The sequence below is a fragment of the Kitasatospora sp. NPDC059646 genome (genome assembly GCF_042734615.1).
Lineage (GTDB): Bacteria > Actinomycetota > Actinomycetes > Streptomycetales > Streptomycetaceae > Kitasatospora.
In genome coordinates this window covers 118260-142871 of record NZ_JBHWDS010000019.1, presented here as the reverse complement: position 1 = coordinate 142871, position 24612 = coordinate 118260, and the positions used below count along the sequence as shown (strand labels likewise).

Genomic DNA, 24612 nt, shown 5'->3' with positions numbered 1-24612 from the left:
GTTGACTTTTGGCACGCTGTTGAGTTCTCAAGGAACGGACGCTTCCTTCGAGCCGCATTCCTGCGAACCCTCCGGGCGCTTCGTTCTTTCGTGTTCCCAGCTTATCAGAGGTTTTCTCCACCGTTTCACCGGTGTTTCCTCGAACTCGCTTTCGTTCGCCCCTCTCGGTGCGACTCCGGAACTGTACGGGGATCGGCTGCCGCAAAGCAAATCCGCCCCCGCACACGATCGGTGCGGGGGCGGACGAGGGGCGCGGGGCGTCCCGGGAGGTCAGCGGACCTCGGTGATCTCGGGGCCGCGCGAGAAGGGGTCGATGTTGCCGCCCGCGTAGGGCGACTCCGGGTCGGCGGGGGCCGCGGCGCCGTCGGCGACCATCTGGGCGTCCTCGGGGAGCTTGAGCACGATCGGGTCGCGGGGGGCCATGGGGGCCTCGCCGCGGACCACGACGGTCTGCCGGAAGACCTCTTCGAGCAGGCCGGCCATCTCGGGCTGGACCGCGGCCTGGCCGGAGATCACGCCGCGGAGGAACCAGCGGGGTCCGTCGCAGCCGACGAAGCGGACCAGCTGGACGCCCTGGGTGCCGTCGGGGAGCTGCACCGGGACCTGGGCGCGGAGGTGCCAGCCGAGCGAGCCCTCCTCTTCCTCGATGGCGCCGCCCTGGCTGGTGATGCCGTTGGCGATCTCCTCGCGGACCTCGCCCCAGATGCCCTCCGACTTGGGGGCGGCGAAGGCCTGGAGCTGGATGGCGCTGTTGCCGAGGACCAGGGTGGCGGCGACGATCGCGTCCCCGGCCACCTCGACCCGGAGTTCCATGCCCTCGACGCCGGGGACCAGCAGGCCTCCGAGGTCGACGCGGCCCTCTCCGGGCTTCTCCAGCTCGGAGATGTCCCACGGCCCGTCCGGGCGCGGGGCCGGCGGCAGGCCGACCCGGTCGGCCGGGTCGAGTTCGGTGTCGTTGCCGTCCTCGTTCTCGACGGAACCCTCGACGTCATCGGCCGTCTCGTCGGCGCTGATGGCGTCCTCGGCGAGCTGCTCGACAGCGTCCTCGCTCTTGCGACGACGGAACACGGTCACTGTCCTTCCCGGTCCAAGACCGAATCCAAGACCGAACGCGAATATCTGCTAACTGCTACCCATCGGACCGGCCGAAAACCGCTGCAACTGCATCGCTTCCACCCGCTCGTCGTGCTGCCCGGCGGAGCCGAGACCGCGGCGCATGCTAGACCGCGGCGTGACCGCCGGTCGAGCCGAACCCGCCTTCGGCACGGACCGAACCCGGGAGTTCACCCACTTCGTGGAAGCGGGCCTTCTCGACCTGCTGGATGACCAGCTGGGCAATTCGGTCGCCTCGCTTGAAGTTGACCGGCTCCCGAGGGTCCAGGTTGACGACGATCACCTTGATCTCACCACGGTACCCGGCATCGACCGTCCCCGGGGCGTTCACCAGTGCAACTCCGCAGCGGACCGCGAGACCGGAGCGGGGGTGCACGAACGCGGCGTAGCCGTCCGGTAGCGCAATGGAGATGCCGGTGGGGAGCAGGGCCCGTTCGCCGGGCTGGAGTTCGGCGTCGACGGTGGTGCGCAGGTCGGCGCCGGCGTCGCCGGGGTGCTCGTAGGCGGGGAGCGGGATCTCCGGGTCGAGGCGGCGGATCAGGATGTCGACGGGCTGGCGGACGGGGTCGGTCACGGGTTCACCTCGAAGGCTCGGGCGCGTTTGATCAGGTCCGGGTCGTCCAGGACCTTCTGCACGTCCTCGGGGCGGCCGTGCGTGGTGAAGTGTTCCAGCTTCACCTGGATGAACAGTGCCTGTGCGCGGATCGCGACCGGTCCGTCGGGGCCCCCGATGCGGCCCTCGGCGGCGCTGTAGACCTTGCGGCCGTGGACACCGGTCACCCGTGCGTGGATGTGCAGGACGGAGTCCACGGGGACGGGCTGGACGAAGTCGGTCTCCAGCCGACCGGTGACGGCGGGGGCGGCGAGCAGCCAGTTGAGGGTGCCGAGGGTTTCGTCCATGGCGGTCACCAGGACGCCGCCGTGGGCCAGGCCGGGGCCGCCCTGGTGGGCCGGCTTGACGGTGAACTGCGCGGTGACGTCGAGCTCCTCGCCGGCGACGGCGGTGAGCTGGAGGCCGTGCGGGTGGTGCGGGCCGCAGCCGAAGCAGTCGTCGTAGTGGGAGCCGATGACGGTCCCGGGGGCGGGAGCGTACGGGGAGCGGGCCGGCAGCACGGCGTCCGCGGGCGGGGTGGTGGGGGTCGATCCGTTCACAGCGGCGACCCTACCTGTCAGTAGCTTTCCGGGACAGGCTCGCCGAGGGGCCCCGGCCGCCGGGTGCCGCGTGTGCTGCGCCCACAATGGAGGCATGTACGAGGAACGTCTCACCGTCCCGCGGTCCTGGTGGCTGCTGCCCGTGGCGCTCGGGCTCTCGCTCGGGTTGATCCTGCTCCGGTTCAGCGGGCTGGGTGCCCTGATCGGGCTGGTCGTGGGGGTGGCCGCCGGTGCGGCGGCCCTGAGCAGCTACGGCTCGGCGCGGATCCGGGTGGTGCAGGGATCGCTGGTGGCCGGGCAGGCCCGGATCCCGGTGAGCGCGCTGGGCGAGGCCGAGGTGCTGAACCCGAAGGAGGCGACGGCCTGGCGTTCGGTGAAGGCCGATCCGCGGGCGTTCATGCTGCTGCGCAGCTACGTGCCGACGGCGCTGAAAGTCGCGGTGACGGACCCGGCCGACCCGACGCCGTACCTGTACCTGTCGACCCGGTCGCCGCAGCGGCTGGCGGACGCGCTGGGCGAGGCTGCGGGCGGCCGGAGCCGCTGACCCGCCGGGACGCGGAACGCCGAAAGGGACGGCCCCACCAGCGTGGGGCCGTCCCTTTCGGCTTGTCTGCGAGCACTGCGGGTGCAGGCGCGCGGTTCGCGCACTGCCGGGTGCGACCGCTCGGGACGGTCGCTGCTTCTGCCTCCGGCCTCGCTGCTCAAGGCCGGACGGGGCGGCGTACCGGGCCGGCGGAGGGGTGTCGCCCGCCCGGGCCAGTGCCGCTCCGTTTTCAGGCGCCGCAGTCCCGGCAGATCGGCTGGCCGTTCTTCTCGCTGTACAGCTGGCTCCGGTGGTGGACCAGGAAGCAGCTCATGCAGGTGAACTCGTCGGCCTGCCGGGGCAGCACGCGGACCGAGAGCTCCTCGTTGGAGAGGTCGGCGCCGGGAAGCTCCAGACCTTCGTTCGCGTCGTACTCGTCGACGTCGACGGAGCTGGAGGCCTTCTCGTTCCGGCGGGCCTTCAGTTCCTCGATGCTGTCCTCGTTGAGGTCGTCATCGGTCTTGCGTGGGGTGTCGTAGTCCGTTGCCATGTTTCGCTCTCCCCCTTTGGGTGTGTGCGGTATCTCCAGCGCACGTAACGCCTGGGGGGCCGGTCTTGTGCCCGACCCGAGGCCGAGATTGTGCCTTACTTCAAGCCCCGTTACTCAATCGACACCCGGCCCGAGGCCCGTTGAGGTGATCGAACAGGGCTCGAACGGGGTCCACCGTGTGGGTGAACCGGTCGGGGACGGGAGCCGGTGATCGTGACGTTGGGTGCCCGCCGCCCGGCGATCGGGGCCCGAACTCGGCGGCGGGGGCCGGTTCTTGACGAAGGGTCGAGTGGACGGCGACCGCCCGGCGCGATGACTCAGCGCTACCGACCCACCCGAACGGGTGATCACTCCGCCGGGTGGCGCGAAGGGGCCGCACGGCGGAGTGTGATGTTCGTCACATTGGGCGCGACTCCGGGCTTTTCCCGTGAAAACGGGCCTTTCGACCCGGCCGCGCGCGGTCGGATTGTCCGCATACCGACCGGAATCGAACAGCGGCCGTCCGTGCCCGAGCGGTCCGTGCGACCGGCGGTCCGGGCGGGGGTGCGATGGCCGGCGCGGCCTCGAACGGGCCCCGACGGGCCCTCGTCGCGGCGCTTCGGAGTCAGCCCTTGGCGGCGGCCGCGGCCGCGCGGCGGGCCAGCAGTGCGGCCTGGCGCTCGTCGAAGCGGGTGGCCTGGGTGTTCAGGCCGTCCAGGAAGGCGCCCAGCTCGTCCTGGGCCTGCTGGCCGACCGGGCCGAGGCCGGAGACCTCCATGACCTTCAGGTGGCGCAGCACGGGCTGCAGCACGTCGTCGTGGTGGATCCGCAGGTTGTAGATGCCGCCGATGGCGATCTGGGCGGCCGAGCGTTCGAAGCCGGGCATCCCATGGCCGGGCATCCGGAAGTTGATCACCACGTCGGCGATGGCGCGCATGGTCTGGTCGGGGGCGATCTCCAGGGCGGCCTTGAGCAGGTTCCGGTAGAAGACCATGTGCAGGTTCTCGTCGTTGGCGATCTTGGCCAGCAACTGGTCGCAGAGCGGGTCGCCGGAGTGGTGGCCGGTGTTGCGGTGGGCGATCCGGGTGGCGAGTTCCTGGAAGGCGACGTAGGCGACGGACTGCAGCATGCTGTGCGCGTTGTCGGACTCGAAGCCGTCGGACATGTGCGCCATCCGGGCCCGCTCCAGCTCGACCGGGTCGACGGCGCGGGTGGCCAGCAGGTAGTCGCGGATCGCTATGCCGTGCCGGCCCTCCTCGGCGGTCCAGCGGTGCACCCAGGTGCCCCAGGCGCCCTCGCGGCCGAACATGCTGGCGATCTCGTGGTGGTAGCTGGGGAGGTTGTCCTCGGTCAGCAGGTTGACCACCAGGGAGATCCGGGCCAGCGGGGTGACCTTCGACTGGTCGAGGGACCAGGCCTCGCCGCCGAGCACGCCGTCGAAGTCCCGCCCCTGGCTCCACGGCACGTACTCGTGCGGCATCCACTCCTTGACCGCCTTGAGGTGGCGGTCGAGCTCGGTCTCCACGACCTCTTCGAGCGCGAGGATCAGCCTGGCGTCGGTCCAGGCGGTCGTGGCGGTGCGCTGCACGGGGGCGATGGTCACGGCGGTTGCTCCTGCGGCTGTGCGGGCGGACCTACGGCTCCGTAGGTTACGACACCGTAAGTTGTTGCGGGCGCAAATGACAAGCCGCCCCTGTCCAGCGCTTATGTCGTTCCGACATGGCTGGGCAGGGGCGGCTGGGAGCGTTCGGGCCGGGGCGCGGCCGCGGGAAAACGCCGTGGGCGGGCGCAGACGGCCCGGGGGCGGCCGGGCGGCTAAGGGATGCGGACCTGGATGCGCAGGCCCCCTCCGGGGCGGGCAGTGGCCTCCAGGGTGCCTCCGTGGGCGCGCACCACGGAGCGGACGATCGACAGGCCGAGGCCGACGCCCTTGTCGCTGCGGGTGCGGTCGGTGTTCTTCAGCCGGCGGAACGGCTCGAAGATGTGGTCGAGCTCGTAGCCGGGAACCACCGGCCCGGTGTTGCTCACCACCAGTTCGCCGCCCCCGCCGCGGACCGCCGCGGTGGTGATCTCCACCCAGCCGCCGGGGCTGTTGTAGCGGACGGCGTTCTGCAGCAGGTTGAGCGCGATCCGCTCCAGCAGCACCCCGTTGCCGTGGGCGGGCGCGGCGGCCAGGTCGGGGCGCAGCTCGACCTCGCGGTTGCCGGCCTCCGGGCGGATCTGCTCCAGCGCGCGCTGGGCGACCTCGGCGAGGTCGACCGGCCGGCGCTCGGTCAGCTCGTTCTCGCTGCGGGCGAGCAGCAGCAGACCCTCGACCAGCTGTTCGCTGCGCTCGTTGGTGGCCAGCAGGGTCTTGCCGAGCTGCTGCAGATCGGGCGAGGTGTTCGGGTCGGAGAGCTGTACCTCCAGCAGGGTCCGGTTGATCGCCAGCGGGGTGCGCAGCTCGTGCGAGGCGTTGGCGACGAACCGGTGCTGGGAGTCGAAGGCGCGGTCGAGGCGCTCCAGCATCTCGTCGAAGGTGTCGGCGAGTTCCTTGAGCTCGTCGTCCGGGCCGTCCAGGTTGATCCGGCGGTGCAGGTCGGAGCCGGCCACCTCGCGGGCGGTGCGGGTGATCCGGCCGAGCGGGTGCAGCACCCGGCCGGCCACCGTGTAGCCGACCGCGAAGGCGATCACGGCCAGGCAGACCAGGGCGGTGAGCGCCTTGCGCAGCAGGGTCGAGAGCGCCTCGCTGCTGCGGGTGGCCTGGAAGTTCGCCAGCCACCGGTCGAGGTCGGCCTGGTTGGTCAGGTTGGTGCCGTCGTAGGCCCGCAGGGTGACGCCCTGGCCGAGGGTGAAGTGCGGCACCAGGTCGGTCTGGAACGCCGAGCGGACGAAGTAGTACATCAGCAGCAGCAGGACCACCCCGGCCATCAGGAACATCCCGCCGTAGAGCAGGGTGAGCCGGATCCGGATGGTGGGCCGCAGCGAGAGCCAGGCGAACAGGCCGTCGCCGGGGCGGTAGGCGTCGTCGTCGCGGCCGTTCGGGCGCGGCGGGTGGTTCGGACGCGGGGGCACCTGGCCCGGGCCCGGGGCGGGCGCGCCGGGGGCCCCGCCGGGGAGTGGCGGGGTGGTCATGGCCGGAAGTCCTCTCAGACGAGGGTGGGGGTTGCGACGGGTCGGGGGTCAGACCCGGTAGCCGGAGCCGGGGACGGTGACGATCACCGGCGGGTCGCCGAGCTTGCGACGGAGCGTCATCACGGTGACCCGTACCACGTTGGTGAACGGGTCGGTGTGCTCGTCCCAGGCCTTTTCGAGCAGCTGCTCGGCGGAGACCACGGCGCCGCCGGCCCGCATCAGGACCTCCAGCACGGCGAACTCCTTGGGGGCCAGCTGGACCGGCCTGCCGTCCCGGATCACCTCGCGGCGGCCCGGGTCGAGGCTGATCCCGGCGCGCTCCAGCACGGGCGGCAGCGGGACGGTGGCGCGGCGGCCGAGGGCGCGGACGCGGGCGACCAGCTCGCTGAACGCGAAGGGCTTGGGGAGGTAGTCGTCGGCGCCGATCTCCAGGCCCTCGACGCGGTCGCTGATGTCCCCGGAGGCGGTGAGCATGATCACCCGGGTGGCCAGGCCCTGTTCGACGACGCGTCGGCAGACGTCGTCGCCGTGCACCAGGGGGAGGTCCCGGTCGAGCACCACCACGTCGTAGTCGTTGACGGCGATCCGCTGCAGCGCGGCCTCTCCGTCGTAGACGACGTCGACCGCCATGGCCTCCCGGCGCAGACCGGTGGCGACGGCCTCGGCGAGCAGCTGCTCGTCCTCGACGACGAGTACCCGCACGGTGTTTCCCTTCTCCTGGAGCGGCCCAGGCCGTGCTGCCCGTGCGGGCCGTGGTGCGCCGGGCGCGGATCCGGACAGGCGGATCCGACGGTGCCTCCATCCTGCCTGGTCGCGCGGTAAAGCAGTGATAAGTCCGGTGCGCCGGTGGCGAAAACGGAGCCGCCGGATGCCGGTTGGACTGTGACTCGGGCAACTTTCCGGTGAGTTGAGGTTTCCCGGCCCGGGCGGTGGGGAGGACACGTGCACACCGTGATGCCGCCGCCCTGCGGCCCATCGCGGCCACCCGCCGAGTGCCCCATCCGCACCGGCCCGGGATCGAGAGCCACCGGGTCGCGGCCCACGCGCCGCCCGAGCACCCGACCGGATCCTGCACCGGTCGTCGGGTGCCCGTCCGGGGTTCATCCGATGCCGAGTCGGGGGGTTGACTCGGGCCGTGCCCGTCCGACACAGGAAAAGGGGGCCCGTATGGACGCCTTCACCGCCGGAATCCTTCAGCGGATCAAGAACGCCGAGCAGGATCTGCACCGCGCGATCGAGTCCGGGGACGAGTTCCTGGCCGAGGTCGAGCAGTCCGAGCTGGAAGACCTCCAGCGCCTCGCCGCCGAACACGGCGTGGACCCGGTGCTCGGTACGCACCGCTCCGCTGCCTGATCCCCTCCCAGCACAGGCGAGCCCTGGCACGGTCCCCCGTGCCGGGGCTTTTCGCTGTCCGCGGGCCGGTCAGTCGTGCCAGGCGCCGAGTTCCTCCAGCCGGGTCTGCAGCGGCTCGAACACGCCGGGCGGGGCGGCGACGGTGAGTTCGCCGTCGGCGGGCAGGCCGGGGCGGGAGCCGGTGAGCGCGCCGGCCTCCCGGGCGATCAGCAGGCCGGCGGCGCGGTCCCAGGGGGCCAGGCCGCGTTCGAAGTAGCCGTCGAAGCGGCCGGCGGCCAGGTCGCACAGGTCGACGGCGGCGGCACCGGCCCGGCGGATGTCGCGGACCTCGCCCATCAGCGCGTGCAGCACCTCGGCCTGGTGCACGCGGCGCTCGCGCAGGTAGCCGAAGCCGGTCGCCACCAGCGCCTGTCCCCAGGCCGGGGCGGGACGGACGGCCAGCCGGCGGCCGTTCACGGACGCGCCGCGGCCGCGCACCGCCTGGAACAGTTCGCCGCGGGCGGGCACCGCGACCACGCCTACGACCGCTTCGCCGTCCAGCTCGGCGGCCACGCTGACCGCCCAGGAGGGCAGCCCGTACAGGTAGTTGACGGTGCCGTCGAGCGGGTCGACCACCCAGCGGACGCCGCTGGTGCCGGGGTGGTCGGCGCCCTCCTCGCCGAGGTAGCCGTCGTCGGGGCGGCGGGCCGAGATCAGTTCCAGCACCAGCTTCTCGGAGGCGAGGTCCATCTCGGTCACCACGTCCACCGGGCTGCTCTTGGTGGCGGCCACCCCGAGGTCCTCGGGCCGGCCGTCGCGGAGCAGGTCGCCGGCCCGGGTGGCGGCCTCGACGGCGGTGGCGAGCAGTTCGTCCAGCAGGGCGTCGGTCACGGTTCGGTTCCTCCGGGTTCAGGCTTCGGCGGCGGCGGGGCGGGGCGCGCGGGGGTTGGGGCAGCAGGCGGTGGCGCACACGTCGTGGCTGGGGCCGAGGGCGCCCAGGGCGCAGCGGGTGACCGGCTCGCCGCGGCGGACGGCGGCCCGTTCCAGGACGAGGTCGCGGACGGCGGCGGCGAACCGCGGGTCGTCGCCGACGGTGGCGGCCCGGGCGACCGGCAGGCCGAGTTCGGCGGCCTTGGCCACCGCCTCGGTGTCCAGGTCGTACTTGACCTCCATGTGGTCGGAGACGAAGCCGATCGGGACCATCACCACGGCCTCGGCGCCGTCGGCGTGCTGGGCCGCCAGGTGGTCGCAGATGTCCGGTTCCAGCCAGGGGATGTGCGGGGCGCCGCTGCGGCTCTGGTAGACCAGCTGCCAGGGCCGGTCGGTGACGCCGGTGCGCTCGGCGACCGCGTCGGCGATCAGCCGGGCGACGTCCAGGTGCTGGGCGACGTACGCGCCGCCGGGGGCGCCGCGGGCCGGGTCGTCGGGGGCCCCGGAGGTCTCCGCCATGGCGGTCGGGATGGAGTGGGTGGTGAACGCCAGCCGGGCGTTCTCCCGTACGCCGTCGGGGAGTTCGGCGAGCGCGGCGAGGGTGGCGTCGATCATCGGCCGGACGAAGCCGGGGTGGTTGTAGAAGTGCCGGAGCTTGTCGACGGTCAGTTCGGGGCGGCCTTCGGCGGCCAGGAGGGCGAGCGCGTCGGCGAGGTTCTCCCGGTACTGGCGGCAGCCGGAGAACCCGGCGTAGGCGCTGGTGGCCAGGACCAGGACCCGGCGGTGCCCGTCGTCGGCGATCTCGCGCAGGGTGTCGACCAGGTACGGGGCCCAGTTCCGGTTGCCCCAGTACACCGGCAGGTCGAGGCCGTGCTCGGCGAAGTCCTTGCGGAGGGCCGCCAGCAGGGCGCGGTTCTGCGCGTTGATCGGGCTGACCCCGCCGAACAGGAAGTAGTGCTTGCCGACCTCGGTCAGCCGCTCCTTCGGGATGCCCCGTCCCCGGGTGACGTTCTCCAGGAAGGGCACCACGTCCTCGGGGCCCTCCGGCCCGCCGAAGGACAGCAGCAGCAGCGCGTCGTACGGCGCGGGGTCGGTGGAGGTGCGCGTGTCGGACATGCTCCGATCCTGCCACCCGTGGCGGCGCGGTCGGTGCACGGCTTCCGGCGGCGGGTGTCCGGATTATCCCGGGTGCGGACGATGGATCACGGTTCGTAAGCTGTCAGGGCGACAGTTGTGCCTTACCACTGTGCTTCGGCTGTCCTGCCCCCGTGCCGCACCCGTCCGACGGAGCCCCCGTGCTGTCCAGCTACCGCCAGATCTTCGCCGCCCCCGGCAGTCTGGCCTTCTCGTCCTCCGGGCTGATAGCCCGCCTGCCGATCTCGATGACCGGGATCGGCACCGTCACCATGCTCGCCGAGATGAAGGGCACCTTCTGGCTCGGCAGCGCGCTGTCGGCCACCCTCGCGGTCTCCGCCGCGGTGCTCGGACCGTGGATCTCCCGGCTGGTCGACCGGCACGGCCAGCGCCGGGTGGCGCTGCCCGCCACCCTGGCCACCGTGCTGGCCGCGGCCGGCCTGCTGCTCGGCGCCCGGACCGGCCTGCCCGACTGGACGCTGTTCCTGTTCGCGGCCGGCATGGGCGTGATGCCCAGCACCGGTTCGATGGTCCGCGCCCGCTGGGCGCACCTGTACCGGGACGAGCCGCCGAAGCTGCACACCGCGTACTCCTTCGAGGCGGTGGCGGACGAGATCTGCTTCATCGTCGGCCCGATCCTCGCGGTCTCGCTGGCGACCACGCTGTTCCCCGAGTCGGGCGTGCTGCTGGCCGGGGTCTTCCTGGTGGTCGGCGTCCTGCTGTTCACCGGCCAGCGGCGCACCGAGCCTCCGGTGCATCCGGCCGCGCACCATTCGGGGCCGAGCGCGATCGCCAACCGGGGCCTGCAGATCCTGGTGATGACGCTGGTCGCCACCGGCGGCGTGTTCGGCTCGGTCGAGGTGGTCACCGTCGCGTTCGCCAAGGCCCAGCAGCACACCGGCGCGTCCGGTCCGGTGCTCGCCGTGTACGCGCTGGGCTCCTGCCTGGCGGGCGCGGTGTTCGGCACGCTGAAGCTGACCGGTTCGATGGCCCGCCGCTTCCTGGTGGGGGTGACGGTGATGGCCGTCGGCATGGTGCCGTTGATCCTGGCCGCCGAGCTGATGCACGGCACCGCCGCGCTGGTGGGCGTCGGCGCCGCGCTGTTCCTGTCCGGGCTGGCCATCTCGCCGACGCTGATCACCGCGATGGCGCTGGTCGAGCGCCTGGTCCCGGCCGCCCAGCTGACCGAGGGGATGACCTGGACGACCACCGGTCTGGCCCTCGGCGTGGCGGTCGGCTCCTCGGTGGCCGGCCTGGTGGTGGACGCGAACGGCGCCGCCGCCGGCTACTGGGTGCCGGTGGCCGCCGCGGGGTTCGGGGCGCTGGCCGCGTACGCCGGGATGGGCCGGCTGCGCCGGCAGCTGGCCGCGGTCGAGCAGCAGGCGCCCGCGCCGGAGGCCGTCGCCCCCTAGGCTCGACGATGTGAGCTTCCCTCACGTTGGGACCGTCGGACCATGGACCGGCCGGTGCGCAGTGACTACGCTCCCCCTACCCACCGGTAGAACCGGCAGGCGGGACGCGCGAGCGGGAGGGCTCTGGAGATGACCGAGGTCTGGCGGAACTGGGCGGGGAACCAGAGCGCGCGGCCCGCGCAGGTCACCGCGCCGGGCACGGTCGAGGAACTGGCCGCGGTGGTCCGGGCGGCGGGCGAGGCCGGCCGCCGGGTGAAGGCGGTCGGCTCGGGCCACTCGTTCACCGCGATCGCCGCGGCCGGCGACGCCGTGCTGGTGCGCCCGGACCGGCTGACCGCGGTCCGCGGGATCGACCGCGCCGCCGGCACCGTCACCGTCGAGTCCGGCCTGCCGCTGAGCCGGCTGAACCGGCTGCTGGCGGCGGCCGGCCTGTCGCTGACCAACATGGGCGACATCGAGGTGCAGACGGTGGCAGGCGCCACCAGCACCGGCACCCACGGCACCGGCCGGGACTCCGGTTCGCTGGCCGCGCAGATCGAGGCGGTGGAGATCGTCCTCGCCGACGGCACCGTGCGGAACTGCTCCGCCACCGAGAACCCCGAGCTCTTCCAGGGCGCCCGCCTGGGCCTCGGCGCGCTCGGCGTGGTCAGCGCGCTGACCTTCGCGGTGGAGCCGATGTTCCTGCTCGCCGCGCACGAGCAGCCGATGGGCTTCGACGAGGTGCTGGACCGCTTCGACGACCTGACGGCCGTCAACGAGCACTTCGAGTTCTACTGGTTCCCGCACACCGACCGCTGCTCGACCAAGCGCAACAACCGCAGCCAGGGGCCGGCCGCGCCGCTGCCGAGGTTCAAGGCCTGGCTGGACGACGACTTCGTCTCCAACACGGTGTGGGAGGGCGCCTGCCGGGTGGGCCGGGCGTTCCCCGGCGCGATCCCCGCCATCGCGCAGGTCGCCAGCCGCGCCTGGTCGGAGCGCCGGTTCACGGACCAGGCCTACAAGGTGTACACCAGCCCCCGCAAGGTCCGCTTCATCGAGATGGAGTACGCGGTGCCGCGCGAGGCGGCGACCACCGTGCTGCGCGAACTGAAGGCGCTGGTGGAGCGCTCCGACTGGCGGATCAGCTTCCCCGTCGAGGTGCGGGTCGCCCCGGCGGACGACCTGTGGCTGTCCACCGCGAACGGCCGGGACACCGCCTACATCGCCGTCCACCTGTACCGGGGCACCCGCGAGACGAACTACTTCACCGAGGTGGAGAAGCTGATGACGGCCCACCGGGGCCGCCCGCACTGGGGCAAGCTGCACACCCGCGACGCCGAGTACCTGTCCGCCGTCTACCCGCACTTCGGCGACTTCACCGCGCTGCGCGACAAGGTCGACCCGGACCGCCGGTTCGCCAACGACTACCTGCGCCGGGTGCTCGGCGACTGACCCGCCGTCAGCCGGTGGGCGCCGCCCCGGGCTCGGGGGCGCCCTCGGCCGGGGCGGGCGAGGCCTCCCCGGTGGCGGCCGGGGAGCCGCCGGCGCCGGGCGAGGCCGTCGGCTCGGGCGTGGCGGACGGGCGGGCCGAGGTGCTGGGCGCGGGCGAGCCCGAACTCCCGGACGAGGGACGGCCGCTCGGCCCGGACCGGGACGGCTCGCCGCTGGGCGAACTCGCCGGCGCGGGCTGCTTCCCGTCCTCCTTGCCGCCGTGGTCGCCCTGGCCGCCGGACGGGCGGGACGGGTTGAACGAGGTGCCGCTGCCGTCCTGACCGGTGGTGATGTTGTGCAGCGGCTTTCCGGCGGCGAGTTCCACCGCGACGATCGGCACCATCGCAATGGCGAACACCAGTGCGGATGCCGCCGCGTAGGACTTCCACGTCCAGCGGCGTTTCGCCCGCACCAACCTGGGCGCGTTCCACTCCTGGCTGATTCCGCCCTCCGGAGCCGGCCGCGGACGGGCCGCCGGAGCGGATTCGGCGCCGCGTTCCACCGCGTTGCGCAGTTGTTCCCCGGTGCGTTTGAAGAGGTGCTGGAACACCGCGCTTCCGGTCGTCGCCCCCACCGAGACGACGGCCGCACCGAGTATCGTTCCGTACACTCCGAGTTCCGAGGCGAGTACCGCACCGACCACCGTCGCCAGCGCACTCGCCGCGACCTGAGTGACCGTCAGATCAAGCCGTCTGCGCTCGCCCTTCTCCTCGGCCGAGGCCGCTCCGTGCGCGAACTGCTCCCTCTGCTGCGGCATCCCGGTCCCTCGGTCGGCGTGTCGGAATTTTGAACAAGTCTCTCCATCTTGCCCAAAGAAGGACACAAGGGTCGAAAATCCGGTTCCTACCGGTCGATATATGTGAAGATGATCACCGTCCGCCGATCACCGGCCGTCCTATGGGGTGCTCGCTCGTGAGATTCCGATGATTCGCGGGAGACTTGAGCGGCGAGCCGCCCCTGTGGATGCCACGAATGGAGTACTGTTCGTGGAGCCTGAGCCTTCGGTCCCGCCTGTCGACACTCCGTCAGACGACGGCCCGGGCGCCCGGGTGCGATGTCGACCGTCGACGTGGCAAACAGGCAACCGTGCCACAGTGGCGCGCCCGGGCGAAAGCCCGACACGCCGGGTAACTCTGCAAGGTTGTGGCCACTCGCCAGCGGGCAGGCCACACTCAGTACGGGAGCAGCGACGCAGGTGACGTCGGCAGGCACCACCCGGGAGGTAACCGTGCCCGAACTGCGCGTCGTGGCCGTCAGCAACGACGGCACACGGCTGGTGCTCAAGGCTGCCGACAGCACGGAGTACACCCTTCCCATCGACGAACGGCTGCGCGCCGCCGTCCGGGGTGACCGACCGCGGCTCGGCCAGATCGAGATCGAGGTGGAGAGCCACCTCCGCCCGCGCGACATCCAGGCGCGGATACGAGCAGGCGCCTCCGCCGAGGAGGTCGCCCAGGCCGCCGGCATCTCGGTCGAACGCGTCCGCCGCTTCGAGGGTCCGGTGCTGGCCGAGCGCGCCTTCATGGCCGAGCGGGCCCGCAAGACGGCGATCCGCCGCCACGGCGAGTCCACCGGCCCCCAGCTCGGCGAGGCCGTCGCCGAGCGCCTCGCGCTGCGCGGCGCCGAGAAGGACACCGAACGGTGGGACTCCTGGCGCCGCGACGACGGCACCTGGGAAGTCATCCTCGTCTACCGCGCCGAGGGCGAACACCGCCGTGCCGCCTGGTCCTACGACCCGCCGCGGCGGCTGGTGCAGCCGAACGACGACGAGGCGCGCGCCCTGATCGGCGAGAACGTCGAACGCGAGGAGGACTCGGTCTTCCCGTTCATCCCGCGGATCGCCCGCCTCCCCCAGGAGCGCCCGGCCCGCCCGATGATCGAGCGGCCCTCCGCCGACCGCATCATGCAGGTGCGCGAAGCCCGTGAGGCCCGCGAGGCCGTCGCCGCGGTCTCCCCCGAACGGGACTCCCTCACCAGCCTGTTGGACGTCGTGCCGTCCTACCGCGGCGACCTGACCCCGGTCGGGCCGAGCGTGGAGACCGCGGTCACCGAGGAGCCCGAGGAGATCGAGGAGTCCGCGAGTGCGCCTGCGGCGAGCGTCGGCGCGGGCTCCGCGTACGCGGACATCCTGATGCCCCGCTCGGTCTCCCCGCACCGCGACCGCATGGTCGGCGCGACCGACCGCCAGGCGGAGGCGGACGGCGTCCGCCCCGGCCGGCGGGCGACGGTGCCGAGCTGGGACGAGATCGTTTTCGGATCGCGGCGCAAGAAGCCCGAGTAACGGGCTTCGCAGGGGCTCGTTGGGGGTTACCCCCCCGCCCGATGGGGCCGGGAGGGGGAGAACGGCGGGGCCGGGAGGTGCCCCCAGGAGCCCCTGGGTTTCACACCCACGGGCCCCGGGGTCGATCACCCCACGGCGGCGGAGTTCTCGGGGTTCGCCGACCACTCGCTCCAGGAGCCCGGGTAGAGCGCGGCGCCTTCGTGGCCCGCGACTTCGAGGGCGAGGAGCTGGTGGGCGGCGGTGACGCCGGAGCCGCAGTAGACGGCCGTGCGGGCGGGGTCGGTGACGCCGAGGGCCGCGAACCGGCGGGCCAGGTCCGCGGCCGGGAGGAAGCGCCCGTCCGCGGCGAGGTTCTCCGTCGTGGGGGCGGAGGTCGCGCCGGGGATGTGGCCGGCCCGGGGGTCGATGGGCTCGGTCTCGCCGCGGTAGCGTTCGCCCGCCCTCGCGTCCAGCAGCAGTCCGGTGCGGCCGAGTTCCGCGGCGCCGGCGGCGTCGACGGTGGGCAGGTGGCCGGGCGAGACCTTGAAGTCGCCGTCGCCGGGGGCGGGCGTGTCGGTGGTGACCGGCTGCCCGGCGGCGAGCCACGCCGCGAGGCCGCCGTCGAGGACGCGGACGTCGGGGTGGCCGGCCCAGCGGAGCAGCCACCAGGCGCGGGCGGCCGACAGCGAGGGTCCGGCGTCGTAGGCGACGACGGGGCGGTGGGCGGCGACGCCGGCCCTGCGCAGCGCGGTGGCGAGGCGCTCGGGGTCGGGCAGCGGGTGGCGGCCGGCGGCGCCGGGCGGGTCGGCGAGCTCGTGGTCGAGGTCGAGGTAGTGCGCGCCGGGCAGGTGGCCCTTGGCGTACTCCTCGGCGCCGGGCGGCCCGCCGAGCTGCCAGCGGATGTCGAGCAGCACCGGCGGGTGCGGGGAGTCGAGCGCGGCGGCGAGTTCGGCGACGGTGATCAGTGGCGACGTCATGCCGCCATTGTCGCGCGCCGGGCCTGACGCGGTGTCAGCCTTCGAACGGGAGGACGTCCGGGGAGAGGACGGCGGCGCGGGCGGTGGCCGCGGTGAGGCGGCGGCGGTGGTGGCGCCGGCAGAGCACCTCGTAGCCGATCTCGTCCTCGTTGACGGCGACGTCGCCGACCACGACCTGGGCTCCTTCGACCACCATGACGCCGCCGACGGTGCGGGCGTTGTGGGTGGCCCGGGCGCCGCACCAGCAGAGGGCCTCGACCTGGAGGACCTCGACCCGGTCGGCGAGTTCGATCAGCCGCTGGGAGCCGGGGAAGAGTTTGGTGCGGAAGTCGGTGGTGATCCCGAAGGTGAACACGTCGATGCCCAATTCGTCGACGACTCGGGCGAGTTGGTCGATCTGGCCGGCGGAGAAGAACTGTGCCTCGTCGCAGATCAGGTAGTCGACCTTGCCGCCGCCCGAGAGCAGGTGGACGACGTACGCCTGGAAGTCGAACTCGTCGCCGACCTCGACCGCGTCGGCGCGCAGGCCGAGGCGGCTGGAGATGGTGGCGGCGCCGGCCCGGTCGTGGCGGGTGAAGATGATGCCCTGCCGGCCGCGGGCGGTGTGGTTGTGGTCCATCTGGAGGGCGAGGGTCGACTTCCCGCAGTCCATCGTGCCCGAGAAGAACACCAGTTCAGCCATGGGTGGAGCGTCAGCCTTTCGGGCGGGGGTGGTTGACGGGCCGGTCTCAGCCGCGGACTTCGAGCAGCGGGACGAGTTGTTCGACGGGAGTCATCGAGCCGTGCAGGCCGACCATCTGCGACTCGCCGGGCTCGTTGCGGCTGGCGATGATCGCGATGTCGTCGCGGGCGGCGGCGACCACGTCGCCGATCCGGTGGTACACCCGCTCGTCCACGTCGGGGCCGAACCAGCCTGCGGCGACGGCCTGTTCGCGGGTGGCGACCCACATCTGCTCGCCGAGGACCTCGCTCCACACGGCGTACACGTCGCCGGCCGCGCCGGGGTGGGCGTACACGTGGCGGGCGCGGCCCTCGCCGCCGAGCAGGGCGACGCCGGCGGAGAGCTCCCAGTCCTCGTCGAAGTCGATCCGGTTCTCCGGGGTGACGTCGATCATGCCGTGGTCGGCGGTGATGTACAGCGCGGAGCGCGGCGGGAGCTGTTCGGCGAGGCGGCGGGCGAGCCGGTCGACGGTGGACAGGGTGAGCCGCCACTCGTCGGAGTCGACGCCGAACCGGTGCCCGGCGGCGTCGAGTTCGCTCAGGTACGTGTAGACCAGGGCGCGGTCGTGCTCGGCCAGCCAGGCGGCGGCGCGGTCCATCCGCTCCTCGCCGGTGGTGCGGCCGAGGAAGGTGCCGCCGGACAGCGCGACCTGGGTGAGCGGCGTGGTCGCGAACAGCGGCGAGGACACCTGGGCGGTGGCCACGCCGGCGGCCTGCGCCTGCTCGAAGACGGTCGGGTAGGGCTGCCAGGCGTGCGGGTCGACCGGCGGCTGCCAGCGCAGCTGGTTCATCAGCTGTCCGCTGCCGGGGATCGCCACCGTGTACCCGGCCAGCCCGTGCTGCCCGGGCGGCAGGCCGGTGCCGACGGAGGCCAGCGAGGTGGCGGTGGTGGACGGGAAGCCGGAGGTGATCGGGGTTCCGGCGGCGGTCAGCGAGGTGAGGAACGGCGCCCAGTCGGGGTGCCGCCGGATCAGCTCCCAGCCGAGGCCGTCGACCAGGAAGACGCAGACCCGGTCGGCGGGCTCCAGCGGCAGCGCGGCGCGGTAGCCGGGCACGCCGAGGCCGGTCGCCAGGGTCGGCAGCAGGTCGGAGAGGGCGGCGCAGCCGTAGCGCGGGGCGGGGGCGTCGGCGGGGTCCAGCGGATGGAACGAGTCGTAGCCGTGGTGCATACCGGGCTCAGCCGTTGGCCACGGTCGCCTCGGACAGCGCCCGGGCGAACACCAGCGCCTGGGCGACCGTCTCGGGGCCGTCACCGGCCTCGCTGACCCGCAGCGACAGGTCGTCGGCGGTGGCGGAGCCGGTGTAGCCGTGGTCCGCCTCGCAGTTGGGGTCGGAGCAGCCGGCCGGCTCCAGGTCGAGGCGCTGCACGGCGCCCCAGCCGATGGTGAGGACGACCTCGCGGGGCAGGGTGCCGGGGGTGTACGTCTCGGGGTTGGCGACCATGCGGCTGATCACCACGGAGTTGATCCGGTCCAGCCGGACCGTTTCGGTGGAGGTGGTGGCGTACGGGACGGGCGTGGCCGCGTCGCCGTTCTGCTCGTCGGTGTGGCTGACCACGAAGCGGGACGGGGTGAGCACCAGCACGGTGACGTGCCGGCGGACCTCGTTCGCGTCGAAGGTGGTCTCCTGGTGCACCAGGTACGAGCTGATCGGCTCGGGGCCCACCGCGGACTCCACCGCCTCGGAGACCAGCGCCGGGTAGTAGCCGCTGCGCTCGATCGCGGACCGCAGGTCCTGCGTGGTGGTACCGGTCTTCGCCATATCTCCATCCTGGCATGTCCCGCCGGTCCGGCGGGGGGCACTGCGCCGGGGTCGCCCGGCCCGTCGTCCTGCCGTCGGGCCCGGCGGTCGTCCGCTCCTGCCGGGCGGGCAACCACGCAAGGTTACAGCGTGCTCATGGCGCGCGGTCCCAGATCGGTGCGGACCGGCAGCGGGGCGATTCGCACCCGCGCGCCGAGCACGGTGAGCCCGTGCGGGGCGACCACCACGGGTTCCAGGTCCACGGACGCGACCTCGGGCAGGTCGTCGACCAGGCGGGACACCCGCAGCAGCAGTTCCTCCAGTGCGTCGGTGTCGACCGCCTCCGCGCCGCGCCAGCCGAACAGCAACGGCGCGGCCCGCACCTCCCGGATCAGTTCGGCGACGTCCCGGTCGGTGGCCGGGACCAGCCGGTGGGCGACGTCGCCGAGCAGTTCGGCGGGGGCGCCGGCCAGGCCGAACGAGAGGATGGTGCCGACCGCCGGGTCGACGGCGGCGCCGATCACGGTGTCCACGCCGCGCGGGGCGAGCCGCTGCACCACCAGTTCCGCCTGCGCGGCGCCGCCCAGCAGGGCGTCCAGTTCGCGGTGGGCGCGGAGCAGTTCGGCCTCGGTGGTGAGGTCGAGACGGACGCTGCCGAGGTCGGGGCGGTGGCGCAGGTGTTCGGCGGTGGCTTTCAGCGCAACGGGGTAGCCGAGCGCCGCCGCCGCCTTGACGGCGCTGCTCTCGTCCGGCGCGGCCAGCGTCGGGCTGACCCGGATGCCGTAGTGGCCGAGCAGCGCGGCGGCCTCCGCCTCGGGCAGGGTGACCCGGGCGCCGCCGGACTGCAGCCGGGCGGCGACCGCCTCGCGGCTGCCCAGTGCCTGTTCGACCAGGGCGCGGGCGGCGTTCTCGTCGACGTGGTCGAGCTCGGGGACGCGGGCGGTCTCCTCGGCCTCGGCGCTGCGGCGGCGCCACTTCGCGTAGCGCACGGCGTCGGCGAGGGCGTGGACGGCGCGTTCGGGGGCCGGGTAGGCGGGTACTCCCCCGGCGCGCAGCCGGTCGACCAGGGCGGGCAGGGCGAGGTGGGCGAGCAGCAGCGGTTTGCCGAGTTCCCGGCCGCGGCCGGCGGCGTCCAGCAGGGCCTGGGCGATCTCCGGGGCGTCCTCGACGAGTTCGGGCGCGGCTCCGGGGCCGTGCACGCCGATCGGCGGGATGGCGACGGCGATCACCGCGTCCGCCTGCGGGTCGCTGAGCGCGGTCTCCAGGGCGATCCGGAAGTTCTCGCCGCCGGCGCCGGTGGTCAGGTCGACGGGGGTGCGCGGGCGCAGGCCGGTGCTCAGGCAGGTGTCGTAGGTGAGCAGGCCGAGCGAGTCGGAGTTGCCGACGATCGCGACCCGGCTGCCGGACGGCAGCGGCTGGCCGGCCAGCAGTTCGCCGGTGTCGAAGAGTTCGGTGATGGTGTCCACCCGGATCACGCCGGCCTGCTGGAACAGGGCGTCCACGGTGGCGTCGCGCAGCCGGGTGGCGGCGGGCTGGACGGCGTGGCCGGGTGGCAGGCTGCCGGTGTGCCGGGCGCCCTTGAGCACCACGACGGGCTTGGCGGCGGCGAGCCGGCGGGCGATCCGGGTGAACTTGCGCGGGTTGCCGAAGGATTCGAGGTAGAGCAGCACCACGCCGGTGGCGTCGTCCTCCTCCCAGTACTGGAGCAGGTCGTTGCCGGAGACGTCGCCGCGGTTGCCGACCGACGCGAACGAGGAGATGCCGGTGCCGCGCCGGTGGGCGGCCTCCAGGAGGGCGACGCCGATCGCGCCGGACTGGCAGAACACGCCGAACGGTCCGCGTTCGGGCAGCACGGGGGCGAGCGAGGCGTTCAGCCGGTGCTCGGGGTCGGTGTTGATCAGGCCGAAGGCGTTCGGGCCGATCACCCGCATGCCGGCCGCCCGGGCCTGCCGGACCAGTTCGCGCTGCCGGTCGCGCCCGTCCGGCCCGGTCTCGGCGTACCCGGCGGTGACCACCACCAGGCCCTGCACCCCGTGCGCTCCGCACTCGGCGACGGTCGCCGGGACGGCGGACTCCGGCACCGCGATCACCGCCAGGTCGACCGGTCCGGGGATCTCCGCCACCGAGCGGTGGCTCGGCAGCCCGTCCAGCGGGGTGCCGGGCTCGGCGGTGCGGTTCACCGCGTACACCGGGCCGTCGAAGCCCGCCCGGAGATCGCGCAGCAGCGCCCGGCCGACCGACTGCGGGTTGCGCGAGACGCCGACCACCGCGATCGAACGGGGCGTCAGCAGCCGCTGCACGGACCGGGCTTCGGCGCGGTGCTCGCGGGCCCGCATGACGGCGAGCGAGGCGGCGGTGGGCTCCAGGTCGAACTCCAGGTGCACGACGCCGTCGGCGAAGCTGCGCCGCTGGGTGTAGCCGGCGTCGGTGAACACCTTCACCATCTTCCGGTTCTCCGGCAGCACTTCGGCGGTGAACCGGCGGATGCCGCGCTCCTGCGCGACCGCCGCGATGTGCTCCAGCAGCGCGGAGGCGATGCCCCGGCCCTGGTGGGCGTCCTGCACCAGGAACGCCACCTCGGCGTCCGTGCCGGTGGTGGACGGCATGCCCTGCGCGTCGATCCGGTCGTACCGGACGGTGGCGATGAACCGGTCCCGGACGACCAGGGCCAGGCCGACCCGGTTCACGTAGTCGTGGTGCGTGAACCGGCGCACGTCCTTGTCGGACAGGTGCGGGTACGGGGCGAAGAAGCGGAAGTACTTGGACTGGTCGGAGACCTGCTCGTAGAACTCCACCAGCCGGTCCGCGTCGTCGGCGGTGATCGGTCTGATCCGGGCCGTGCCGCCGTCGCGCAGCAGGACGTCGGCCTCCCAGTGCTGCGGATAACCGTGTTCGGCCTCTTCGCGCGCCGTGGCGTGCTTGGCGGTGTCGTGCTCCACGGTCGTCAGGGTAGTCGTCGGCGAGCCTGATGGCGCCGGCCGTGCCCGGCACGGCACGCTGACCGTGCTCGCCACCGGGCCCCGCCGAGAGCGGCGTGCAACACTGGTCTAGACAACCCTTGCACCACCCTGCACCACCTGAAAGGCACCTCTCATGGCTGAGCGCCGCGTCACCATCGGTTGGGCCGAGGGCCTGCACGCCCGTCCCGCCTCCATCTTCGTCAAGGCCGTCACCTCCACGGGCGTCCCGATGACCATCGCCAAGGAGGGCGGCACCCCGGTCAACGCCGGCTCCATGCTCGGCCTGCTCGCCCTCGGCGCGGAGGGCGGCGAGACCGTCGTCCTCTCCGCGACCGCCGAGGGCGCGGACACCGCGCTCGACCGCGTCGCCAAGCTCGTCCAGGAAGGCCTCGACGAGCTGCCTGCGGCGTAGGGGAGCCCGACAGGGGCCCGTCGGCCTGCACCCGGGCCCCTGATGATCACCTCCCGCCTGCCCTAGGGTCGTCGTGTGGTGATCCCAACCGAAGTCGAAGACCGGCACGCCCTCAGATCCGCCGCGACGGACACGCTCGGGGTGGGCCTCGGCCTGTACCCCCTGGGCGTCGCCTTCGGGGTGCTGCTGGTGCAGAGCGGGTTCGACTGGTGGTGGGCGCCGGTGTTCTCGCTGCTGATCTACGCGGGCTCGCTGGAGTTCCTCGCGATCGGCCTGTTCCTGGCCCTCACCCCGCTCGCGTCCGTCGCCGTCACCACGTTCCTGGTGAACTTCCGGCACGTCTTCTACGGCCTGTCCTTCCCGCTGCACCGCGTCCGCGGCCGCGCCGCGAAGGCGTACAGCGTCTACGCCCTGACCGACGAGGCGTACGCCCTGGCCGCCGCCCGCCCGGGCCTGACGGGCCGTCGGATCGTGGCCGTCCAGGCGTTCTGCCAGGCGTACTGGATGCTCGGCGGAGTGACGGGGGCACTGCTGGGAGCCGCCCTGCCGGGCGATCTGCGCGGGCTGGACTTCGCGCTCACCGCACTGTTCGCGGTGCTCGCCGTGGACGGCTGGCGCGCCACCCGGGACGTCCCGGGCCCGATCCTCGCGCTGCTCTGCGCCCTGGCCGCCCTTCTGCTGGCGAAGGGCCAACTGCTGGTGCTGGCGCTGGGGTTGTACGTGGCGGCGCTGACGGTCCGGTACCTGCTGAGGGGGCGTCGTGCCTGACTGGCGGTACGTGCTGGCCGGCCTGCTGGTGATGTTCGCGGTGACGCTGCTGCTGCGCGCCGCGCCGTTCGTGCTGCTGGGCCGGCTGCGGGAGTCCGGCCTGCTGCGGTTCCTGGCGGTGACCATGCCGGCCGGCGTGATGGTGATCCTGACCGTCTACACCCTGCGGGACGTCCCGCTCGCCGGCGCGGGCCCGGCCGCCGCCGGCCTGGTCGCGACGCTCGGGCTGCACCTGTGGCGGCGCAACGCCCTGCTGTCGATCGTCGCCGGAACGGCCGTCTACATGCTCGCACTGCACCTGGCCTGACCTGCGGCAACGGAAATTCGGGTGCGGGGCGGGCGGCGGGCGGCCTAAGGTCGGGCCCATGTCGACGCCCCGCATGTCCTAGCAAGAGGACCAGCTTCCACGCCACCCGTGTGTCCTCTTGCTGCTTCGGAGCGTCTTTCCATGATCACCGTCTGTGGTCTCGACGTGCGCGTCGGCGCGCGTCTGCTGTTGCACGATCTCTCTTTCCACGTCGCCCCCGGTGACCGTGTCGGCCTGGTCGGCCGCAACGGCGCGGGCAAGACCACCCTGCTGTCCACGCTGGCCGGCCTCGCCGAGCCGGCCGCCGGAAGCGTGCTGCGCCAGGGCTCGACCGGGTACCTGCCGCAGGACTCCCGGGTGGCGGACCCCGCCGTCCCGGTGCTGGACCGGATCCTGTCCGCCCGCGGCATGGACCGGGCGCAGCGGGCGCTGCGCACCGCCGAGTCCGCGATGGCCGGGGCCGAAGGGCCCGCACTGGAGCGGGCGCTTCGCGCCTACACCCGGGCCGAGGCCGAGTTCCAGCGGTGCGGCGGGTACGCCGCGCAGGCCGAGGCGGCCCGGGTCGCGGCGGGCCTCGGCCTGCCCGAGCGGCTGATGGCGCAGCCGGTCGGCGATCTGTCGGGCGGCCAGAAGCGCCGGGTGGAGCTGGCCCGGATCCTGTTCGCCGGGCACGACACGCTGCTGCTGGACGAGCCGACCAACCACCTGGACGCCGAGTCGATCGCCTGGCTGCGCGGCTTCCTGGCGTCCCACCGGGGCGGGCTGGTGCTGATCAGCCACGACCTGGAGCTGATCGACGCCACGGTGAACCGGGTCTTCCACCTGGATCCGCAGCGCGCCGCACTGGACGTTCACAACACCGGCTGGTCCGCGTACCTGGTGCAGCAGGCTGCGGACGAGCGGCGGCGCGCCCGGGAGCGGGCGAACGCGGAGCGCAGGGCGGCGCGCCTGCACGCGCAGGCGGACCGGATGCGGGCCAACGCGAACACCGCGTCGGCCGCGCAGTCGATGGCGAAGCGGGCGGACCGGCTGCTGGCGGAGTCCGAGCCGGTGCGGCGGGCCGGGCGGACGGCACGGATCCGGCTGCCGGAGCCCGCGCCGTGCGGGCGGATCCCGCTGGGCGCGATCAGCCTGGCGAAGGCGTACCGCGGCCACCGGGTGCTGAACGGGGTGGACCTGGCGGTGGACCGGGGCAGCCGGCTGGTGGTGCTCGGCCCGAACGGGGCCGGCAAGACCACCCTGCTGCGGCTGCTCGCGGGCCGCGAACTCCCGGACGCCGGGCGGACGGTGGCCGGGCCGGGCCTGCGGCTGGGCTACTTCGCGCAGGAGCACGACACGCTCGTCCCGGAGCGCACCGTGTTCGAGCACCTGTCGGCCGCCGCACCGCAGTTGGCGGACGGCGAGGTGCGGTCGGTGCTCGGCGGGTACCTGTTCGCCGGGGACGACGTGGAGAAGCCGGCCGGGGTGCTGTCGGGCGGCGAGAAGACCCGGCTGGCGCTGGCCTGCCTGGTGCACTCGGGCGCCAACGTGCTGCTGCTGGACGAGCCGACCAACAACCTCGACCCGGCGTCCCGGGGCGAGGTGCTGCGCGCGGTCGCCGAGTACCCGGGCGCGATGGTGATGGTCACCCACGATCCGGAGGCGCTCGCCGCGCTGCGCCCGGACCGCGTCCTGCTGCTGCCGGAGGCGCACGAGGACCTGTGGCACGACCGCTACCGCGGGCTGGTCGGCGCCGCGTAGCGCCGACCGGTCCGCGGGG

Annotated in this window: 24 protein-coding genes; 9 read left to right on the top strand and 15 right to left on the bottom strand. The window is 73.2% G+C overall.

Features of this window, described 5'->3' with window-relative positions; genetic code table 11:
* Positions 1–270: 270 nt before the first annotated feature.
* From ACFV1L_RS16390 to ACFV1L_RS16380, 3 genes are all read right to left on the bottom strand, one after another.
* A complete protein-coding gene (locus ACFV1L_RS16390) occupies positions 271–1068 on the bottom strand; it encodes a DUF3710 domain-containing protein (protein WP_380366387.1) in 798 nt (265 codons plus the stop codon).
* 151 nt (positions 1069–1219) lie between these two features.
* Complete coding sequence (gene dut / locus ACFV1L_RS16385) at positions 1220–1687, bottom strand: dUTP diphosphatase (protein ID WP_380366386.1); 468 nt, start codon at positions 1685–1687, stop codon at positions 1220–1222.
* Positions 1684–2265, bottom strand: a complete 582-nt coding sequence (locus tag ACFV1L_RS16380; protein ID WP_035866876.1) for a PaaI family thioesterase — start codon at positions 2263–2265, stop codon at positions 1684–1686. Before ACFV1L_RS16380 ends, dut begins: the two co-directional genes overlap by 4 nt.
* A gap of 94 nt (positions 2266–2359) precedes the next feature.
* On the opposite strand from ACFV1L_RS16380, the gene ACFV1L_RS16375 reads away from it, so the two are divergent.
* Positions 2360–2809, top strand: a complete 450-nt coding sequence (locus ACFV1L_RS16375; RefSeq protein ID WP_380366384.1) for a DUF3093 domain-containing protein — start codon at positions 2360–2362, stop codon at positions 2807–2809.
* 229 nt (positions 2810–3038) lie between these two features.
* On the opposite strand, the gene ACFV1L_RS16370 is transcribed toward ACFV1L_RS16375, so the two are convergent.
* From ACFV1L_RS16370 to ACFV1L_RS16355, 4 genes are all read right to left on the bottom strand, one after another.
* Positions 3039–3338, bottom strand: a complete 300-nt coding sequence (locus ACFV1L_RS16370; RefSeq protein WP_014138508.1) for a DUF4193 domain-containing protein — start codon at positions 3336–3338, stop codon at positions 3039–3041.
* A 604-nt stretch (positions 3339–3942) separates the two neighbouring features.
* Complete coding sequence (locus ACFV1L_RS16365) at positions 3943–4920, bottom strand: acyl-ACP desaturase (protein WP_380366382.1); 978 nt, start codon at positions 4918–4920, stop codon at positions 3943–3945.
* 212 nt (positions 4921–5132) lie between these two features.
* The gene (locus ACFV1L_RS16360) at positions 5133–6431 is read right to left on the bottom strand and encodes a sensor histidine kinase (protein WP_380366380.1); all 1299 of its coding nucleotides are present in this window, start codon (positions 6429–6431) and stop codon (positions 5133–5135) included.
* Between the two features lie 48 nt (positions 6432–6479).
* Complete coding sequence (locus ACFV1L_RS16355) at positions 6480–7133, bottom strand: response regulator transcription factor (protein ID WP_014138505.1); 654 nt, start codon at positions 7131–7133, stop codon at positions 6480–6482.
* Between the two features lie 465 nt (positions 7134–7598).
* On the opposite strand from ACFV1L_RS16355, the gene ACFV1L_RS16350 reads away from it, so the two are divergent.
* Positions 7599–7784: a hypothetical protein gene (locus ACFV1L_RS16350; RefSeq protein WP_035866869.1), complete on the top strand. Its 186-nt coding sequence runs from the start codon at positions 7599–7601 to the stop codon at positions 7782–7784.
* Positions 7785–7853: 69 nt separating this feature from the next.
* Here the strand turns inward: ACFV1L_RS16350 and ACFV1L_RS16345 are convergent, their stop codons facing one another.
* Both ACFV1L_RS16345 and ACFV1L_RS16340 read right to left on the bottom strand, forming a co-directional pair.
* Positions 7854–8654 (bottom strand): inositol monophosphatase family protein, encoded by an 801-nt coding sequence (locus ACFV1L_RS16345; protein ID WP_380366378.1) that lies wholly within the window; start codon positions 8652–8654, stop codon positions 7854–7856.
* Positions 8655–8672: 18 nt separating this feature from the next.
* Complete coding sequence (locus ACFV1L_RS16340) at positions 8673–9809, bottom strand: ferrochelatase (RefSeq protein WP_380366377.1); 1137 nt, start codon at positions 9807–9809, stop codon at positions 8673–8675.
* Positions 9810–9988: 179 nt separating this feature from the next.
* On the opposite strand from ACFV1L_RS16340, the gene ACFV1L_RS16335 reads away from it, so the two are divergent.
* Both ACFV1L_RS16335 and ACFV1L_RS16330 read left to right on the top strand, forming a co-directional pair.
* On the top strand, positions 9989–11239 hold the full coding sequence (locus ACFV1L_RS16335) for an MFS transporter (RefSeq protein ID WP_380366375.1): 1251 nt from the start codon (positions 9989–9991) through the stop codon (positions 11237–11239).
* Between the two features lie 129 nt (positions 11240–11368).
* The gene (locus ACFV1L_RS16330; protein WP_380366373.1) at positions 11369–12670 is read left to right on the top strand and encodes a D-arabinono-1,4-lactone oxidase; all 1302 of its coding nucleotides are present in this window, start codon (positions 11369–11371) and stop codon (positions 12668–12670) included.
* A 7-nt stretch (positions 12671–12677) separates the two neighbouring features.
* Here ACFV1L_RS16330 and ACFV1L_RS16325 read toward each other — a convergent pair whose 3' ends face one another.
* Complete coding sequence (locus ACFV1L_RS16325; protein ID WP_380366371.1) at positions 12678–13466, bottom strand: hypothetical protein; 789 nt, start codon at positions 13464–13466, stop codon at positions 12678–12680.
* Positions 13467–13904: 438 nt separating this feature from the next.
* Here ACFV1L_RS16325 and sepH point away from each other — a divergent pair, with 438 nt between their 5' ends.
* Positions 13905–14990 carry a septation protein SepH gene (gene sepH, locus ACFV1L_RS16320; protein WP_380366369.1) on the top strand — a complete coding sequence of 362 codons (1086 nt, stop codon included), beginning with the start codon at positions 13905–13907 and terminating at the stop codon, positions 14988–14990.
* Positions 14991–15115: 125 nt separating this feature from the next.
* On the opposite strand, the gene ACFV1L_RS16315 is transcribed toward sepH, so the two are convergent.
* The 5 genes from ACFV1L_RS16315 to ACFV1L_RS16295 form a co-directional block, all read right to left on the bottom strand.
* The gene (locus ACFV1L_RS16315) at positions 15116–15946 is read right to left on the bottom strand and encodes a sulfurtransferase (RefSeq protein WP_380366368.1); all 831 of its coding nucleotides are present in this window, start codon (positions 15944–15946) and stop codon (positions 15116–15118) included.
* Positions 15947–15980: 34 nt separating this feature from the next.
* The gene (locus ACFV1L_RS16310) at positions 15981–16628 is read right to left on the bottom strand and encodes a thymidine kinase (protein ID WP_380366366.1); all 648 of its coding nucleotides are present in this window, start codon (positions 16626–16628) and stop codon (positions 15981–15983) included.
* A 46-nt stretch (positions 16629–16674) separates the two neighbouring features.
* Positions 16675–17835, bottom strand: coding sequence for an alkaline phosphatase family protein (locus ACFV1L_RS16305; RefSeq protein WP_380366364.1), 1161 nt, complete (start codon positions 17833–17835; stop codon positions 16675–16677).
* A 7-nt stretch (positions 17836–17842) separates the two neighbouring features.
* Positions 17843–18427 carry a DUF5998 family protein gene (locus ACFV1L_RS16300; RefSeq protein ID WP_043909865.1) on the bottom strand — a complete coding sequence of 195 codons (585 nt, stop codon included), beginning with the start codon at positions 18425–18427 and terminating at the stop codon, positions 17843–17845.
* Between the two features lie 122 nt (positions 18428–18549).
* Entirely contained in the window at positions 18550–21345 is a 2796-nt protein-coding gene (locus tag ACFV1L_RS16295; RefSeq protein ID WP_380366362.1) for a GNAT family N-acetyltransferase, read from the bottom strand.
* Between the two features lie 154 nt (positions 21346–21499).
* Here ACFV1L_RS16295 and ACFV1L_RS16290 point away from each other — a divergent pair, with 154 nt between their 5' ends.
* The 4 genes from ACFV1L_RS16290 (at position 21500) to ACFV1L_RS16275 (ending at position 24593) form a co-directional block, all read left to right on the top strand.
* The gene (locus ACFV1L_RS16290) at positions 21500–21778 is read left to right on the top strand and encodes an HPr family phosphocarrier protein (RefSeq protein WP_380366361.1); all 279 of its coding nucleotides are present in this window, start codon (positions 21500–21502) and stop codon (positions 21776–21778) included.
* 75 nt (positions 21779–21853) lie between these two features.
* Entirely contained in the window at positions 21854–22546 is a 693-nt protein-coding gene (locus ACFV1L_RS16285; protein WP_380366359.1) for an AzlC family ABC transporter permease, read from the top strand.
* Positions 22539–22853, top strand: a complete 315-nt coding sequence (locus ACFV1L_RS16280; protein WP_380366357.1) for a branched-chain amino acid transporter permease — start codon at positions 22539–22541, stop codon at positions 22851–22853. Before ACFV1L_RS16285 ends, ACFV1L_RS16280 begins: the two co-directional genes overlap by 8 nt.
* 141 nt (positions 22854–22994) lie before the next feature.
* Positions 22995–24593 carry an ABC-F family ATP-binding cassette domain-containing protein gene (locus ACFV1L_RS16275; protein ID WP_380366356.1) on the top strand — a complete coding sequence of 533 codons (1599 nt, stop codon included), beginning with the start codon at positions 22995–22997 and terminating at the stop codon, positions 24591–24593.
* Positions 24594–24612 lie beyond the last annotated feature (19 nt).